The following is a 16,452-nucleotide window of genomic DNA, read 5'->3' on the forward strand; positions in this document are numbered from 1 at the left end:
CGACCTCCCGCCGCGACGGCGCCGGGCGGAACCTGTGGCGTGGGGTGACGGGCCGGCTGGCCCGATCAGTGACGAGGCTGCACCAGACCTGGCGTCGGTCGTTGCAGGTACGGGTGGTGACCATCACGTTGGTGACGTCTAGCCTGCTGGTCGGGGGCTTCGCCTACCTGGTCGCGGACAAGATCACGAGCATCTTGCTCGAAAACGCCAAGACCGATGTCCAGTTGCGGCTGCTCAACGGTGCGGAGTACGCAGCCAAACAGTTCAGCCTCTACAGCCAGCCCCAGGAGGCCCAGCTCCAGGAGACGATCGACGGCACGGTCAACTACCTCGCCGGCGGTGACCCCCAGCAGAACAGCGGGGTGGTGGTGGCCCTCACGGCGGACAACTGGCCGGGGGTGATCGAGGCCCGCACCTCACCGTCGGTGAACGTCCGGCCCCTGATCAGCCCAGAGCTGCGCGCTGCGGTCGCCGACGGCAACGTGGCCAACCAGATCCGCACCGGCCGGCTCACCGGGGACGCCGAGACGAAATACCTCGTCTACGGCTCGCCGGTGCCGACCCGGTTCGGTCAGGTGGAGCTCTACTATTTCGTGCCGCTGACCCTGCAGGACACCACTGCCGCGCAGGCACGGGCCACCGTGGTGGCCACCGGGGTCGCCCTGGTGCTGTTGCTGGGCCTGCTCGCCGCGTTGGTGACCCGGCTGGTGGTGCTCCCGGTACGGGTGGCTGCCCGGACCGCCCAACGGCTCTCGGCCGGCCTGCTCGACCAGCGGATGGTCGTCAACGGCGAGGACGACCTGGCGCTGCTCGCGGCATCGTTCAACCAGATGGCCACCAACCTGCAGCGACAGATTCTGCGGCTGGAGGAGATGTCCCGGTTGCAGCGCCGGTTCACCTCCGACGTGTCGCACGAACTGCGGACCCCGCTGACCACGGTACGGATGGCCGCTGACCTGATCTTCGCTGAACGCGACGAGTTCGATCCGGCGGTGGCGCGCAGCGCTGAGCTGCTCCAGGCCGAACTGGACCGCTTCGAGGAACTGCTGACCGACCTGCTGGAGATCAGCCGGTTCGACGCGGGTTTCGCCGTGCTCGACGCCGAGCCGACCGACCTGGTACCGGTGGTCCACCGGGTCGCTGACCGGCTCACCGGCCTTGCCGAGCGGGTAGGTGTGACCATCGAGCTGGATGTCCCGGCGGCCCCGGTGATCGCCGAGATCGACCCGCGACGGGTGGAACGGGTGCTGCGAAACCTGGTCGGCAACGCCGTCGAGCACGGTGAGGGCCAGCCGGTACGGATCACGCTGGGGGTGGACGAGACCGCGGTCGCGCTGACCGTCCGCGACCACGGAGTCGGGCTGAAGCCGGGCGAGGAGAAGCTGGTCTTCAATCGGTTCTGGCGGGCGGACCCGTCGCGGGCGCGACAGACCGGCGGTACCGGGTTGGGGCTGTCGATCAGCCTGGAGGACGCCCGACTGCATGGTGGCTGGCTCGAGGCGTGGGGCGCGCCGGGGCAGGGCGCGCAGTTCCGGCTGACCCTTCCGGCACGTGCCGGGGACCGGCTGACCACTTCGCCGCTGCGGCTGGTACCGGCTGACGTCGCGCTGCCGTTCGGCGGCGTGCCAGCCGGGGGGCTGCTGGCCATCGGCCCGGGCCCGGCCGGCACGCTCGCCGTCGGTCCGGCCCCGGACGCGGTGCAGCCGACCGAACAGCGGCGCGCGGAGGTGGGCTCGTGACGCGGCGGCTGCTGACCGGAGTCCTCGCCGGGGTGCTGGTCCTGGGCGTCGCCGTCGGCTGCGGAATTCCCGACCGCAGCGAGGTGCACATCGAGCAGCGTGGGCCGGCTGCGGAGACGAACTGGTCGCTGGGGCGCGGCACCGAGCCTCCGACCCGGGAGGCCAGCGGCGGCGACGCCGAGGCGTTCGTGCGCAACTTCCTGGCTGCTGCGGCTGGCGAGCCGGACCGGGCGTACGAGCGGGTCAAACGGTTCGTCGCGACCGCGGAACGCGACGTGCTGCCGGACAAGCAGGGCAGCGAGGTGGCGCTGTCGGTGGTGCGGCTCGCCGACGACCCGGTGATCGAACCGGACGTGGACAGCATGAAGGTGACCATCAGCGTGCAGCAGGTTGGCCTGCTGCGCGCCAACGGGATGCTGGTGCCGCCGGTGGCTACCGAGTCGACGTACGAGTTCCGGTTGATCAGTGCCGGTCCGGTGGGTGAGGACGACGCCGGCTACTACGTCAGTGACCCGCCGAACGTGTTACTGCTCAGTGACGACGCGCTGCGCCGGTACTACCAGGCCGAGGCCATCTACTTCTGGAACTCCGACCGCACCCGACTCGTCCCCGACCAGCGCTATCTTTCCTCGGCCGTACCGCCCGAGCGGCGGGTCAGCGAGGTTATCCGCTGGCTGACCGCCGGCCCGTCGGACTGGCTGCGTTTCGGTGTCTCCGGCCTTCCCGACCGTACCGAAATGATCAACAATGCCACCGGCTCGGATGGCCGGTGGGAGGTCAACCTCGACATGCCGGGCGCCGACGAGCGGCGGCTGGAGCAGTTCGGCACCCAGGTGGCATGGTCCCTGAGGGAACTGCACGGCACCGTGGAGGTGAAGATCCTCAACCAGTCCCGCAAGGTGATCGACCTCGCGGAGCAACGCAGAGTGAATCCGCTGGACCTGGTCGAGGTCAGCGCGCGTCGGTACTGCGTCTACGAGGGGGCCATCCATGCGCTCACCGTGGCCGGCGAGGCCGCCGGCTCGGTGCCGCTGGCACCTGAGGTGAATCACGACATCCTCTCCGCCGGGCTGCGCCGAGTCGGCACCGACGTCCTGGTCGCGGTTGTGGTGGCTGGTGAGGACGGACGGCAGCGGCTGGCAGTCGGGCGCAGTGGTGGTGAGGTGCAGACCCTCACCACCGATACCAACAGGTACGCCGCGATGAGCCGCCCGGTCTGGATCCGCAGCGACGGGGCCGGCCCGGCCGGGCTGGTGGTTGCCGACGGCCGGTTGTACCGTTTCGACGGTCAGGCGGTGACGCGCCAGGTACAGCTTGGCCTGCCGGGCCAGGTCACCGCGGTGGCGGCGGCCCTGGACGGGCACCGGCTCGCGCTCATCGTCGACGGTGCGCTGCATGTCGCCGCGATCAACTGGGAGGGTGGGGTACCCACCGTCGGCCCGGCCCGGCGGTTGGTCAGCTCGCTGCGCGACGCCACCGCGGTGGACTGGTCGGCGGCGAACCGCCTGCTGGTGGCCGGCGCGGCCGGCCGACCGGCGATCTACGACGTGAGCGTGGACGGTGCCTTGGAGACTCCGTTGCGGGAGGACACGGGCAGTCAGGTCGACCACCTTGCCGCGTACCCGGCCGTTGCTGAGCGCTCCCCGCTGGCCGGCTCGTTCATGTACGAAGCCAACGGGGTCGCCTACCGCAGCAACCCGTTCGACCGTATCAACCGGGACCAGGTCCAGGACGTGACGCCGCCGCCGACGGGGGTACGGCCAGGCAACCCCACCGCGCCCGTCTTCCTCTACTGAACAGCCATGACGGGCGGGCTTTGGGCGGACCTGGCAGACCTGGTGCTGCCCACCGAGTGTGCCGGATGCCGGTTACGTCGCCAGGGGCTGCGGCACGGTGTCTGCCCGGGCTGCGTCCGCGCGCTCCGGGCGCTGCGTCCCGGCCCGGTGCGGCCGGTCCCGGCTCCGCCGGGTCTGCCGCAGTGTCACGCCCTGGGCGGTTATGACGGGCCGCTTCGGGAGGCCCTGCTGGCGTACAAGGACCACGGCCGGCACGGTCTGGCGCGGCCGCTCGGTGCGTTGCTCGCCGAGGTCGTCGCCGCGGCGGTCGGCCCGGTGGGGCCGGTGGCGCTGGTGCCGGTGCCGGACACCCCGGCGGCGGCCCGGGCCCGCTACGGCGACCATCTGGGCCGGTTGGCCCGGCACTGTGCCCGTCGGTTGCGCGATGCGGGCTGGCGGGTGCAAGTGCACCACGCGGTACGCGCTCTGCCACGGCCGGATTCGGTCACGCTCGACAGCGCTGGCCGGGCCGCGGCGGCTGCGGCCGGCTTCCGGGCCCGATCGGGTCGGGTCGGGGTTGTCGAGGGGGCTCGGGTGGTGTTGCTCGATGACATCGTCACCACCGGTGCCACCCTGGCGGCGATCAGTCGGGTGCTGAGTGAGCGGGGGCTGTCGCCGCACGGCGCCGCAGTGCTGGCTGCGACGACACGGAAAAGGCAACAACAGTAACCGATCGTGTTTCCGTTTCGCCCTTTCGTGTACGAGGTGTGGAAATTTTCCGGGCAGTCCCGGCAACCAGGGGTGACTGTCGGGCCAACAGGAGTTAGCGTTTGGCTGTCTGGGGTAGGAAGGCCAGCCATCCACCCCTGGCGGTGAGAGGAGGCGTAGCCGCACTGACCGGTCGACGCCGAACGGGGCCGTCCCCGGGCGCGACCGGATTTCCGGATCGAAGACCGTCCGAAAGAGGGAGGTCACATGGACATCGTGGTCAAGGGCCGTAACGTCGAAGTGCCGGACCATTACCGGGTGCACGTAGCTGACAAGCTTGCGAAGATCGAACGCTACGACCACAAGCTCATTCGTGTCGATGTCGAACTGTTCCACGAGCGCAACCCGCGCCAGGCCGATCACTGTCAGCGGGTGGAGATCACCTGCTGTTCCCGTGGCCCGGTGATCCGGGCCGAGGCCTGCACCAGCGACTTCTACAGCGCGCTGGACTCGGCGATCGCCAAGCTCGACTCCCGCCTGCGGCGCGCGGCAGACCGGCGCCGGGTGCACCGTGGCCGGCATGCGCCGCTGTCGGTCGCCGCCGCGACCGCCGGCCTGCCGGTGACCGACCTGCCCGCGCTATCCGCCCCCGCGCAGACCAGCAGCGCCGCCGCGCAGACCAGCAGCGCCACCGCGTTGGCCGAGCGCCCCGACGAGGAGTACGCCGACGACCAGCCGTGGCACATCGCCCGGGAGAAGGTGCACCCGGCCGAGCCGATGACCATCGACGACGCGCTGTTCCAGATGGAACTGGTGGGCCACGACTTCTATCTCTTCCAGGACAAGGAATCCGGCCGTCCGAGTGTCGTCTACCGGCGGCACGCCTACGACTACGGCATCATCTCGCTGGACATCTGACCGTGACGGCGGGCTCGGGGGCGGCGTCTGACCGACCCCGAGCCGCCGATGCCGACGGACCGACGAGGCCAGGTGTCAACCGGGTGGGTCCGTCGGCGGCAGGCCGTGGACCGTCGAGTCGGCCCGGCCACCGGCCCCAGGTCACACCAGATCCTCCGCGAGTAGTGCGCCCACCCAGGCGTCGACCCGGTCGCCACGGTGGTTGAGGGCCCGCCTGGCAGTCCCCTCCAGCACGAAGCCGGCCTTCTCGGCAGCCCGTCGGGAGGCGACGTTGCCGACGTTCGCCCGCCACTCCACCCGCGCCAGCCCGAGGGCGGCGAAGCCCCAGGTGCAGAGGGCCGCCAGTGCCGCGGGTTGGTAACCCCGGCCCCGCGCGTGTGGTGCGGTCATGAAACCCACGTCGGCGAGCAGTGGGTCGGTGTCCGACAACCGCAGATCGATGGAGCCGGCATAGCGGTCCGACGGGTCGGCGATCACGAAGCTGGCGGACGTCGCTCCCGCCCAACCCGCAGTGCAGAACGTCAGGAACGACTCGGCGTCCGCAAGCCCGTAGTCCTTCGGTACGTTCGTCCAGCGCAGCGTGTCCGGATCCCGGCAGGTGTCCACGACCGCGTCGAGGTCGTGCTCGTCCATGGGCCGCAACCGAATTTCGTGCTTCGCGGCGTTGGTGAAGAGGGTGGGCTGCGGCCGGCCGAAAACCGCGGCCCGTAGGGCGGGGAGCGTGCCCGGCCCGGCCGGGCCGTCGGCACCCGGACCGGCAAGCTCCTCGGGCAGCAGCGAGCCGATCCATCCCGGTCGCCAGCCTGGCGCGGCCCGGTGGGCCGACCGTAGTCGACCCTCGACTCGGAAGCCGGCGCGCAGGGCGACCAGGCGCGAGGCGTGGTTGCCGAGTTCGGCCCGCCAGAGCAGGTGGCGTAGCGCCAACGTGTCGAAGGCCCATCGGGCTGTCGCCCGGGTGGCGCGGACGGCGACGCCGCGTCCCCGAGCCCAGGGAGCGGTCCAGTAGCCGACCTCGCCACTGCGCCGGGCCTGGTCGATCGAGATGAGGCCGCAGGAGCCGAGCAGTTCCCCGGACGCGGCGTCGCAGACCGCGAACGGCGCGCCCGAGCCGGTGGCCCACACCGTCGGGGCGTACGAGCCGACGAAGTTCTGGGCGTCTTCGACCCGGTACGGGCTCGGTACCGCCGTCCAGCGCTGGATGGCCGGATCCTGGCAGGCGCGGTACACGGTGTCCGCGTCGGATGCTCGCCACGGCCGTAGCAGCAGACCGTCCTCGGTGATCTCCACGGGCTCCACCGGGCCATCGTGCCGGATCGTTCGCCCATGGCGTAACCAGATAACCCGGACGCGAACGAAAGCCGGAGGTGTTATGTCGGTTTCGCGGGTGTCGACCACCGCCACCAGTGACCATCCGCCCGATGGAACGCCTACGATGGTTCGAGACTGTCTAGGGGAGCGTTGATCCGTGTCGATTCTGGAAAAGGTCCTCCGTGCGGGCGAGGGGCGTATGGTGCGCCGCCTCAAGGCGATAGCCGCCGCCGTCAACTCGATCGAGGACGACTACGTCAACCTCACCGACGACGAGTTGCGCGACATGACCGAACAGTTCAAGGAGCGCCTCGCCGACGGCGAGACCCTTGACGACCTGCTTCCCGAGGCGTTCGCGGTCTGCCGGGAGGCAGCAGCCCGGGTGCTCGGTCAGCGGCCGTACGACGTGCAGGTGATGGGTGGCGCGGCGCTGCACTTCGGCAATATCGCCGAGATGAAGACCGGTGAGGGCAAGACCCTCACCTCGGTGATGCCTGTCTATCTCAATGCGTTATCCGGCGCGGGCGTACACGTCGTCACGGTCAACGACTACCTGGCCCAGCGGGACGCCGCCTGGATGGGCCGGGTACACGAGTTCCTCGGCCTGACCGTCGGGGTGGTGCTGCCCAACCGGCCGGCGGCCGAGCACCGCACGGCCTACGAGTGCGACATCACCTACGGCACGAACAACGAGTTCGGTTTCGACTACCTGCGCGACAACATGGCCTGGTCGAAGGACGATCTGGTCCAGCGTGGCCACAACTTCGCCGTGGTCGACGAGGTCGACTCCATCCTGATCGACGAGGCCCGGACCCCGCTGATCATCTCCGGCCCGGCCGAGCACTCCGCCCGCTGGTACGGCGAGTTCGCCGCTGTGGTGGCCCGTCTCCAGTCGGGCAAGGACGGCGCGGGTGACTATGAGGTCGACTACGCCAAGCGCACCATCGCGGTCACCGAGCGGGGCGTGGCCAAGGTCGAGGACCGGCTCGGCATCGACAACCTGTACGAGTCGGTGAACACCCCGCTTGTCGGCTACCTGAACAACGCGATCAAGGCCAAGGAGCTGTACAAGCGCGACAAGGACTACATCGTCAGCGACGGCGAGGTCCTGATCGTCGACGAGTTCACCGGCCGCATCCTGCATGGCCGTCGGTACAACGAGGGCATGCACCAGGCGATCGAGGCCAAGGAGGGGGTGGAGATCAAGCAGGAGAACCAGACCCTGGCCACCATCACCCTGCAGAACTATTTCCGCCTCTACGACAAGCTCGCCGGCATGACCGGTACGGCGCAGACCGAGGCTGGCGAGTTCAACAAGGTCTACAAGGTCGGGGTGGTGACCATCCCGACCCACCGGCCGATGGTCCGCGAGGACCGGGCCGACGTCATCTACAAGACCGAGAAGGCCAAGTTCAACGCGGTGATCGAGGACATCGCCGAGCGGCACCAGGCAGGTCAGCCGGTGCTTGTCGGCACGGTCTCCGTGGAGAATTCCGAGATCCTGTCCCAGTTGCTGCGGCGTCGGGGCATCCCGCACTCGGTGCTGAACGCGAAGTTCCACGCCCGGGAGGCGGAGATCGTCGCCCAGGCCGGGCGCAGGGGCGCGGTCACGGTGGCCACCAACATGGCGGGCCGGGGCACCGACATCCTGCTCGGCGGCAACCCCGAGTTTCTCGCGGCCAACGAGCTGCGCCAGCGCGGTCTGGACCCGCTGGAGAACCCGGAGGAGTACGACAAGGCCCTGGAAGAGGTGCTACCAAACTGGAAGCAGGCCTGCGACGCCGAGGCCGATGAGGTCGCTGCCGCCGGTGGGCTCTACGTGCTGGGCACCGAGCGGCACGAGTCCCGACGGATCGACAACCAGCTGCGCGGCCGGTCCGGTCGGCAGGGCGACCCGGGTGAGTCGCGGTTCTACCTGTCGTTGCAGGACGAGTTGATGAAACGCTTCCGTTCGGGTGCGGTGGAGGCGGTCATGGACCGCTTCAACATCCCGGAGGATGTGCCCATCGAGTCGAAGATGGTCACCCGCCAGATCAAGAGCGCCCAGGCCCAGATCGAGGGGCAGAACGCCGAGATCCGCAAGAACGTCCTGAAGTACGACGAGGTCATGAACAAGCAGCGCCAGGTGATCTATGCCGAGCGGCTGCGCGTACTCAACGGTGAGGACCTCTCCGAGCAGGTACGCAACATGATCGACGACACGATCGAGGCGTACGTACGGGGGGCCACCTCGGACGGCTACGCCGAGGACTGGGATTTCGAACAGTTGTGGTCGAGCCTGAAGCAGCTCTATCCGGTGGGCATCACCATCGAGGGGCTGGAGGAGGAGGCTGGCGGATCCCGGGCCAGCATCGACGCCGACTTCCTGCTCGCCCGGCTCAAGGAGGACGCGAACGCCGCGTACGACAGGCGTGAGGAGCAGCTCGGCGAGGAGGGCACCCGACAGTTGGAGCGGATGGTGTTGCTCCAGGTCATCGACCGTAAGTGGCGTGAGCACCTCTACGAGATGGATTACCTCCAGGAGGGCATCACGCTGCGGGCCTACGCCCAGCGCGACCCGGTGGTGGAATACCAGCGCGAGGGCTTCGACATGTTCGCCACCATGATGGACGGCATCAAGGAGGAGACTGTCGGTTTCCTCTACAACCTTGAGGTGCAGGTAAACGAGCCGGAGCAGGAGGCCGAGGAGGTCAAGCTGCTGGACAAGCCGGTGGAGATCCGCGCCAAGGGCCTGGGTCGTGCACCGCAGCAGCAGGGGCTCCAGTATTCCGCGCCGACCATCGACGGTGAGGCCGGTGCCGTCGCCGTGCAGCGGGAGGAGCAGCGGGCTCCGGCGCTCGGTATCGGCCGGCCGGACCAGTCCACCCCGGCGACGCCGGGACGCACGGCGCCGACCGCGCCGCAGCGCCCGGCTGGCGGTCTACGCGGTCCGGCGGTCCCGGTCGGCAACGCCCGGCAGCCGGCGCCGGGGCAGGCGAGTGCCAGCAACGGCCCTTCCCGTAACGCACCGTGCCCGTGTGGCTCGGGGCGCAAGTACAAGCGCTGCCATGGCGCGCCCGGCGGCACTTCGGCCGACTAGGATCCGTCCGGCTTCGAAACCGCGCCCGATCGCCGGGCAGTGGCCACGTCTGCGGTTCGTGGCCACTGGCCCTGGATCGGGCGTGGTCTCGTCCGGCTTGTTTCGGTGGCGGCGAGTCGGGCGAGGTGCGCACCGCAGCCGGCGGTGCGGTCAGAGGATCCGCAGGTCGGTGCAGAGCCAGTTGCCGCGTCGTTGCTCCAGCCGCAGCGCCATCGCCCAGCTACGACCACCTGCGCCGGTGAGGACGGCGGCGGCCTCGATGGCGGCGGGGCGGGGCTCGCAGACGCGCAGCCGACGTAGCCGCACCCCGGGCCGTGCCGATCGTCGCCGAACCGGTGCCCCGCGGTGGGTGGCGCGGGCCAGTTCGGGCAGCAGGACGGCGATCCGGGCCGGATCGAGTTGATGCCGTAGCTGCACAGGTGGTCGGAATCCGTTGAGAACCTCCAGGCAGGTGGCAACGAAGCGATGGGCGACCCGGGTGGCGGCGGGGGTGGCGGTGGCCAGGGCGTCAGGCGGTAGCTGCCGGGCCGGCCCGGCGCCGTCGTGTGCCGCTGGGCCGGGCCCGGTGGGCTGGTTGGCCCCGTCTGTGGGCGGCACGCCCGGCGTGGCCGGTCGGTTGCCTGCCCGTGAGGCGCCCCAGGGCGATGGTGGCCGGTCCGGGCCGCGACCGCTGGGCCACTGGCGTCCGGTGGCGAAGAGATCGAGGGCGAGCTGACCGTCGGTTGGGCGGGGCCAACCGGCGGTGTCCTCGTCGACGGGGGGCGGCTCGAAGGTGGGTGCGGGCCGCAGCCGCACGGGTGGGCGGGCTGGCCCGGGTCGCCGGAGGTCGGTCATCGCGCTGCCCCCTACCGCAGAAGCTTTCGTTTGCTTTCGTTTGCCTTCGACAAGCTCGATTCTCAGGCACGGTAGAGTAGGCGGTCAATGCTCTGGCGACGTTCTACCGCTAGTCGGGATCGCGTTCCGCCAAGGGGTTGCCGCGCACCCACTCGGCGGTTTCGGCGTACTTGTGCTGGATGTACTCCTCCAGACGGGCCCGCTCCACCCGCCACTGCCCCCGGCCGCCGATCTTGATGGCGGGCAGCTCGCCACTGCGTACCATGTGGTAGACCTGCGAATCCGACACGTTCAGCTCGGTGGCCACGTCGGACAGGAGCAGAAACCTCGGCTCCACCCAAACTCCCCGGGTTGACGTCGTTCGCCTCAGTTTGCCACCGGCAGCGGCCCGCGACCAATCTGGTCCCCGGCCTGCTGGACACACCAGCACGTAGCCGGAACTTCCACGAAGCCGACGCGAGGTGTATGACGGTCAGGGCGGACGGGCAGAGCCGTACGCCGGCCCGGCGGTGTCGCCGCCGGAGCGAGTAGAGCGGGGGAGACCACGGTGACCGACGAGCTTGTCCGGGTTTACGTGCCGGCGACCGTACCGATGCTGGTCAGACTGCCCGAACAGGGCCTGGCTGCGACACAGGCGCACGCGGTGACCCCGACGCTGCGCGAGTGGTACGCGGAAGGCGACGAGGAGGAGTTGGAGTACGTGGCCTTCACCCGGGCCGCTCAGGACGCGCTGCAACTGATCCGGCACGACCCGGCTGCGCCGCGTCGACGGGTGGTCGTCTCGGCGGACCTACCTGTGACGGCTGTCGGTCGGGGCGACGGGCAGCTGGGTTCGAGCGTGGTGGAGCTGCTGACCACGGTTGCGGTCACGGCCGTCGCGGCCGTGCACGTGGACGGGGTGGACGCCGCGACCGATGTCGCCGCCGCCGTCGAGGTGGTACTTGAGGCGTTGACCGGTGACCCCGACGCACAGTTCACCGTCGACGGTGTCGAGGACCACGAACTGGAGTGGTACGACCCCAGCGAACTGGAGACCCTGCTGCGCGCCGCCGCTACGGAGAAGTGACCGCATTGCGTCCCGGCGCGCACCGGCCGCCGACTACTCCTCGTCGTCGGCCGGCGGGCCGAGTGTCCGGCCGAAGCTGACCATGGCGGTCAGTGCGCCGACGAACAGCACCCAGATGGCGTTGTCCACCCGCGAGGTACCGAGTGAGGTCTGCGCCACCGCGTCCGCCTCACTGAGCGCGGCGGCCAGGTCGATGAGCGAACGCCCACCCACCCGGATGATCACCTCGGCGAGCAGGAGCAGCAGTCCCGGTCCCGCGCCTGCCACCAGGTACACCGGCCAGCGCGGTCCCGCCCCGTCGCCGTCACGACGGGCTCGGCGCCGCGCCCAGGTGAGGTAACCGAAGGCCAGGCCCCCGGCGACGAACCCGGCCAGCAGGGACTCGGTCCGGGAGACCCAACTGGCCGCGGTGACGAGCGACTGCTGACTGTCGCCGGCGCCGTAGAGGCGGAACAGCGGATCCCGGGCCACGCTGAAGGCCACCACGAAGACCAGGGTGCTCAACGCGGCGGCAGCCACCGCTCCCACCACGGCACCGTTGCGGGCCCCAGCGAGCGCGCCCCCGATGACGGCTGCGGCTGCCGTGGTGCCGGCGATCGTGCGGGTTGTGACGTCACCGGCGTAGGTGAGGTCGATCGCGAGCGCGGCGAGTAGCCCGACAAGTAGGCCGGCGCCGATCGCCACTGCGAAGCGCAACGTGACCCGCTCGGTCCGGCGGGCCACCGGTTCGCCGGCGGCCAGCCCGACGGCGGCCCCGGCCACCAGCGCGGCCGAGATCACGCCGGGCAGCGCGAAGGCGGAGAGACTGACCGCCGTGACCCCGGCAGTCGCCGAACTGACCGCCTCCCGGGTCGACCAGAGCATCGCAGCCAGCCAACCGGTTGCCAGCAGCGCCAGCGCCGTCGTCGCCGGGGCGGGTCCCGGGCGACCGGCGTCGAGACCGTCGGTGGCGTCGGGCTGAGCGGCGGTCGGCCCACCGGGCTCGTTGCTCAATCGTCTTCCCTTCGCCGCCGGGCCAGACCGGGCCGGAACATCAACCGGCAACCCAGCGTACGCGGCCGGAACCGACCTCCACCCGAAGCCCGCATGGCGCTCATTCCGTCGGCCGAATCCGCCTTCAGGGTACGAATCTTTCCCGGTTCAGGTGTGTCGCCTCGTGATCGTTGGTCCACGAATAGCCGGGGTGTGATCGAGCGATGCTGGGCGTGGGAGGATCGGCGCAGGTTCCGCCACCGCGGAGCCGGTTTCGCCAACGCCGCCGAGATCACCCAGGAGCCCTGATGGACGCTGTGTTCTCCGTACCTGAGCCACGTAACGAGCCGGTGCGCAGCTACGAGCCGGGCAGCACCGACCGGGAACGTCTCCAACGGCGGCTCACCGAGCTGGCCGCCGAGCGCATCGACCTGCCGATGACCATCGCCGGGGACCAGCGGATGGCCGGTGGCGAATCGATCCAGGTGGTGCAGCCGCACCGGCACGCGCATGTGCTCGGAGTCACCGGACACGCCACCCACGACGACGCGCGGGCGGCGGTCGAAGCCGCCAAGGACGCCGCACCAGGATGGCGCACACTGCCCTACGAGGAACGGGCCGCGATCTTCCTGCGCGCCGCCGAGCTGCTCTCCGGCCCCTGGCGGGACACCCTGAACGCGGCCACCATGCTCGGCCAGTCGAAGACCGCCGTGCAGGCCGAAATCGACTCGGCCTGCGAGTTCATCGACTTCCTGCGGTTCAACGTGCACTTCGCCCGCAAGCTCTTGGCCGAGCAGCCGATGTCGTCGCCCGGGGTGTGGAACCGCTTCGACCACCGGCCACTCGAAGGCTTCGTCTACGCGGTCACCCCGTTCAACTTCACCGCCATCGCCGGCAACCTCCCCTCGGCCCCAGCCCTGCTCGGAAACACCGTCGTCTGGAAGCCGGGTCCCACCCAACAGTTCGCCGCGCACTTCACCATGCGGCTGTTCGAGGCGGCCGGCCTGCCACCCGGTGTGATCAACATGGTGACCGGTCGGGGCGAGGAGGTCTCCGACGTGGTGCTGGCCGATCCCGACCTGGCCGGTATCCACTTCACCGGCTCGACCAGGGTCTTCCAGCACCTGTGGCGCACCGTCGGGGAAAACATCGCCGGCTACCGGGGCTACCCCAGGCTGGTCGGCGAGACCGGGGGCAAGGACTTCGTGGTCGCTCACCCCAGCGCTGACGTCGATGCGCTGCACACTGCACTGATCAGGGGCGCCTTCGAGTACCAGGGGCAGAAGTGCTCGGCGGCCTCCCGCGCGTACGTCCCGCGCTCGCTGTGGGAGAGCGGCCTACGGGACCGGCTGGCCGCGACCGCCGACGGGCTGGCCTACGGCGACGTCACCGACTTCCGCAACTTCGGCGGTGCGGTGATCGACGACAGGGCGTACGCCCGACACACCGCGGCGCTGGAGCTGATCTCCGCCGACGGCAGCTGCCGGATCATCGCCGGTGGCACCGCCGACGACTCGGTCGGCTGGTTCGTCCGCCCGACGATCTTCGAGTGCGACGACCTGGCACACGAGACCTTCACCACCGAGTACTTCGGTCCCATCCTCGGCGTACACGTCTTCGACGATGCCCGCTTCGACGAGGTGGTGACCCAGGCCGAAGCCGTCGCCCCGTACGCCCTCACCGGGTCGATCTTCGCCACCGACCGGCGGGTGGTCGACGCGGTGGCCGAGAAGATGCGGTACGCGGCCGGTAACTTCTACGTCAACGACAAGCCGACCGGCGCCGTGGTCGGGCAGCAGCCGTTCGGCGGCGCCCGGGCCAGCGGCACCAACGACAAGGCGGGCTCCTGGCACAACCTGGTCCGCTGGATGTCCCCTCGGACGATCAAGGAAACCTTCGTCCCCCCGACCGACCACACCTACCCGCACATGGGCTGACAAAGCGGCGAAAAGGCCCTTCTCCCCGCCCCGAGGCGGGGAGAAGGACCCACCCCGCGTCAGGTCAGCTGCCCGGTCGGCAACGACCAGAACAGGGCAGGTGAGGCCACTTTGGCGGACCGTCGCGCGCCGACAGTGCACATAGGAAACCCCAAACGGTGGTGAAAAGGGGAAATCCTGGACGCTGGCCCGGCAAAGTGGCAGCGTAAGGGGCATGGCGGAATCCGGAGTGAACCCCACGGCGGCGGCCCTGCTCGGGCTGCTCCATGAGGGCCCCATGACAGGTGGCCAGTTGATGGCCGCCGCCGAGCGTCGCCTGGCGCCATACTGGTCGATGACCCGCAGCCAGGTCTACCGGGAGTTGCCGGTGCTGGCTGAGCGAGGTTTCGTCCGATTGGGTAAGCCCGGACCGCGGATGAGTCAACCGTACGCCATCACGGCAGCCGGAAAACGGACATTCTCCCGCTGGTTGGCCGAGGATCCGGGACGGGACACCATCCGCAACCCGATCGCGCTACGTATCGCTTTCGGCAACCTGCACTCCCCGAACCAGCTGAAGAACCTTCAGGTCGCAGCCAACGAGTACCACACGGACGCGCTGGCCCGAGTCCGTGAGCAGGTCAAGAACGCCAAGAAGGAAGGCGACACGTACGACGCGAGCGCACTGGAGTTCGCCGTGGCGTACCACCGCGCCGCCCTGTCCTGGCTCAAGAGCGCCGCCACCGGCTGACCCGAACACACTCCTCGTCCGAGCGGGGTTGTTTGGCTCGGTCTGCGGGGCTCGCAAGCTCACTCCTCGTCCGAGCGGGGTTGTTTGGCTCGGTCTGCGGGGCTCGCAAGCTCACTCCTCGTCCGAGCGGGGTTGTTTGGCTCGGTCTGCGGGGCTCGCAAGCTCACTCCTCGTCCGAGCAGTACCCTTGTCTGTCGTGACCGCTGCCGACTTCGCCGAACAGCTCAAGGAACTCGACGCCACGCTGCGCAACATCGAGGCGGTGCTCGACCTCGACCGTCTCCGCGCCGACAAGGCCCGCCTGGAGCAGGAGGCGTCCGCCCCGGACCTCTGGGACGACCAGGCCCGCGCCCAACAGGTGACCTCGCAGCTGTCGTACGTCAACGGCGAGATCGACAAGCTGGGCAGTCTGCGGTCCCGGCTGGACGACGCGTACGTGCTGCTGGAGCTGGCGGAGGCAGAATCCGACTCGGGCGTGCTCACCGAGGTCGAGACCGAGATCGCCGGGCTGACCAAGGCCATCCAGGAAATGGAGGTCCGCACGCTGCTCTCCGGCGAGTACGACTCACGGGAGGCGCTCGTCGCCATCCGGGCGGGTGCCGGCGGCGTGGACGCGGCGGACTTCGCCGAAATGCTCCTGCGGATGTACCTGCGCTGGGCCGAACGGCACGGCTACCCGACCGAGGTCTACGAGACCTCGTACGCCGAAGAAGCCGGCCTCAAGTCGGCCACCTTCACGGTCAAGGTCCCGTACGCCTACGGCACGCTCAGCGTGGAATCCGGCACCCATCGGCTGGTGCGGATCAGTCCGTTCGACAACCAGGGACGGCGGCAGACCAGCTTCGCCGGGGTCGAGGTTCTGCCGGTGGTCGAGCAGACCGACCACATCGACATCCCCGAGAACGAGATGCGCGTCGACGTCTACCGCTCCTCGGGCCCGGGCGGACAGAGCGTCAACACCACCGACTCGGCCGTACGGATCACCCACATCCCGACCGGCATCGTGGTGACCTGTCAGAACGAGAAGTCGCAGCTGCAGAACAAGGCATCCGCGCTGCGGGTGCTCCAGGCGAGGCTGCTGGAGCGCAAGCGTCAGGAAGAGCAGGCCAAGCTTCAGGGGCTCAAGACCGACGCCGCCGGGTCCTGGGGTGACCAGATGCGTTCGTACGTGCTGCACCCGTACCAGATGGTGAAGGATCTGCGGACCGAGCAGGAAACCGGCAATCCTGGTTCGGTGTTCGACGGTGACCTCGACTCCTTCATCGAGGCGGGGATCCGGTGGCGGAAGCAGCAGCAACTAGCCGGCGACCGTGCGTGATCGATCGTGGGCGGAGCGCGCCACCGATCTTCCCCTGACGTGCTGATTTGATGAGTTGCTCCGCAACC

Annotated in this window: 13 protein-coding genes; 9 read left to right on the forward strand and 4 right to left on the reverse strand. The window is 69.6% G+C overall.

All coding sequences use genetic code 11. The features are described 5' to 3' along the window. The first annotated feature begins 32 nt into the window (after window positions 1–32). The 4 genes from mtrB to raiA all read left to right on the forward strand — a co-directional run bounded on the left by mtrB (window position 33) and on the right by raiA (window position 5,140). Window positions 33–1,739, forward strand: coding sequence for an MtrAB system histidine kinase MtrB (mtrB, locus tag HCA58_RS13845; protein ID WP_205808616.1), 1,707 nt, complete (start codon window positions 33–35; stop codon window positions 1,737–1,739). Beyond that, entirely contained in the window at window positions 1,736–3,535 is a 1,800-nt protein-coding gene (locus HCA58_RS13850) for an LpqB family beta-propeller domain-containing protein (RefSeq protein ID WP_169598228.1), read from the forward strand. The genes mtrB and HCA58_RS13850 overlap by 4 nt, the downstream gene beginning before the upstream one ends. A gap of 6 nt (window positions 3,536–3,541) precedes the next feature. Continuing rightward, window positions 3,542–4,243 (forward strand): phosphoribosyltransferase family protein, encoded by a 702-nt coding sequence (locus HCA58_RS13855; protein ID WP_169598229.1) that lies wholly within the window; start codon window positions 3,542–3,544, stop codon window positions 4,241–4,243. A gap of 246 nt (window positions 4,244–4,489) precedes the next feature. Further along, window positions 4,490–5,140, forward strand: coding sequence for a ribosome-associated translation inhibitor RaiA (gene raiA, locus HCA58_RS13860; RefSeq protein WP_169598230.1), 651 nt, complete (start codon window positions 4,490–4,492; stop codon window positions 5,138–5,140). A gap of 141 nt (window positions 5,141–5,281) precedes the next feature. Here the strand turns inward: raiA and HCA58_RS13865 are convergent, their stop codons facing one another. Continuing rightward, complete coding sequence (locus HCA58_RS13865) at window positions 5,282–6,436, reverse strand: GNAT family N-acetyltransferase (RefSeq protein WP_169598231.1); 1,155 nt, start codon at window positions 6,434–6,436, stop codon at window positions 5,282–5,284. 169 nt (window positions 6,437–6,605) lie between these two features. Between HCA58_RS13865 and secA the strand changes: the two genes are divergently transcribed. After that, window positions 6,606–9,527, forward strand: a complete 2,922-nt coding sequence (gene secA, locus HCA58_RS13870; protein WP_169598232.1) for a preprotein translocase subunit SecA — start codon at window positions 6,606–6,608, stop codon at window positions 9,525–9,527. Between the two features lie 150 nt (window positions 9,528–9,677). Here secA and HCA58_RS13875 read toward each other — a convergent pair whose 3' ends face one another. After that, window positions 9,678–10,361 (reverse strand): Rv3235 family protein, encoded by a 684-nt coding sequence (locus HCA58_RS13875; protein ID WP_169598233.1) that lies wholly within the window; start codon window positions 10,359–10,361, stop codon window positions 9,678–9,680. A gap of 109 nt (window positions 10,362–10,470) precedes the next feature. After that, window positions 10,471–10,698: a helix-turn-helix domain-containing protein gene (locus tag HCA58_RS13880; protein ID WP_169598234.1), complete on the reverse strand. Its 228-nt coding sequence runs from the start codon at window positions 10,696–10,698 to the stop codon at window positions 10,471–10,473. 210 nt (window positions 10,699–10,908) lie between these two features. Between HCA58_RS13880 and HCA58_RS13885 the strand changes: the two genes are divergently transcribed. Next, window positions 10,909–11,427 carry a hypothetical protein gene (locus HCA58_RS13885; RefSeq protein ID WP_169598235.1) on the forward strand — a complete coding sequence of 173 codons (519 nt, stop codon included), beginning with the start codon at window positions 10,909–10,911 and terminating at the stop codon, window positions 11,425–11,427. A 33-nt stretch (window positions 11,428–11,460) separates the two neighbouring features. Here HCA58_RS13885 and HCA58_RS13890 read toward each other — a convergent pair whose 3' ends face one another. Further along, a complete protein-coding gene (locus HCA58_RS13890; protein ID WP_169598236.1) occupies window positions 11,461–12,420 on the reverse strand; it encodes a hypothetical protein in 960 nt (319 codons plus the stop codon). Between the two features lie 287 nt (window positions 12,421–12,707). On the opposite strand from HCA58_RS13890, the gene pruA reads away from it, so the two are divergent. The 3 genes from pruA to prfB all read left to right on the forward strand — a co-directional run bounded on the left by pruA (window position 12,708) and on the right by prfB (window position 16,384). Further along, the gene (gene pruA, locus HCA58_RS13895; protein ID WP_169598237.1) at window positions 12,708–14,336 is read left to right on the forward strand and encodes an L-glutamate gamma-semialdehyde dehydrogenase; all 1,629 of its coding nucleotides are present in this window, start codon (window positions 12,708–12,710) and stop codon (window positions 14,334–14,336) included. Between the two features lie 214 nt (window positions 14,337–14,550). Then, window positions 14,551–15,066, forward strand: a complete 516-nt coding sequence (locus HCA58_RS13900) for a PadR family transcriptional regulator (RefSeq protein ID WP_169598238.1) — start codon at window positions 14,551–14,553, stop codon at window positions 15,064–15,066. Between the two features lie 196 nt (window positions 15,067–15,262). Then, window positions 15,263–16,384, forward strand: coding sequence for a peptide chain release factor 2 (gene prfB, locus HCA58_RS13905; protein ID WP_169598239.1), 1,122 nt, complete (start codon window positions 15,263–15,265; stop codon window positions 16,382–16,384). Window positions 16,385–16,452 lie beyond the last annotated feature (68 nt).

This window comes from Micromonospora sp. HNM0581 (assembly GCF_012726175.1).
Taxonomy (GTDB): Bacteria; Actinomycetota; Actinomycetes; order Mycobacteriales; family Micromonosporaceae; genus Micromonospora.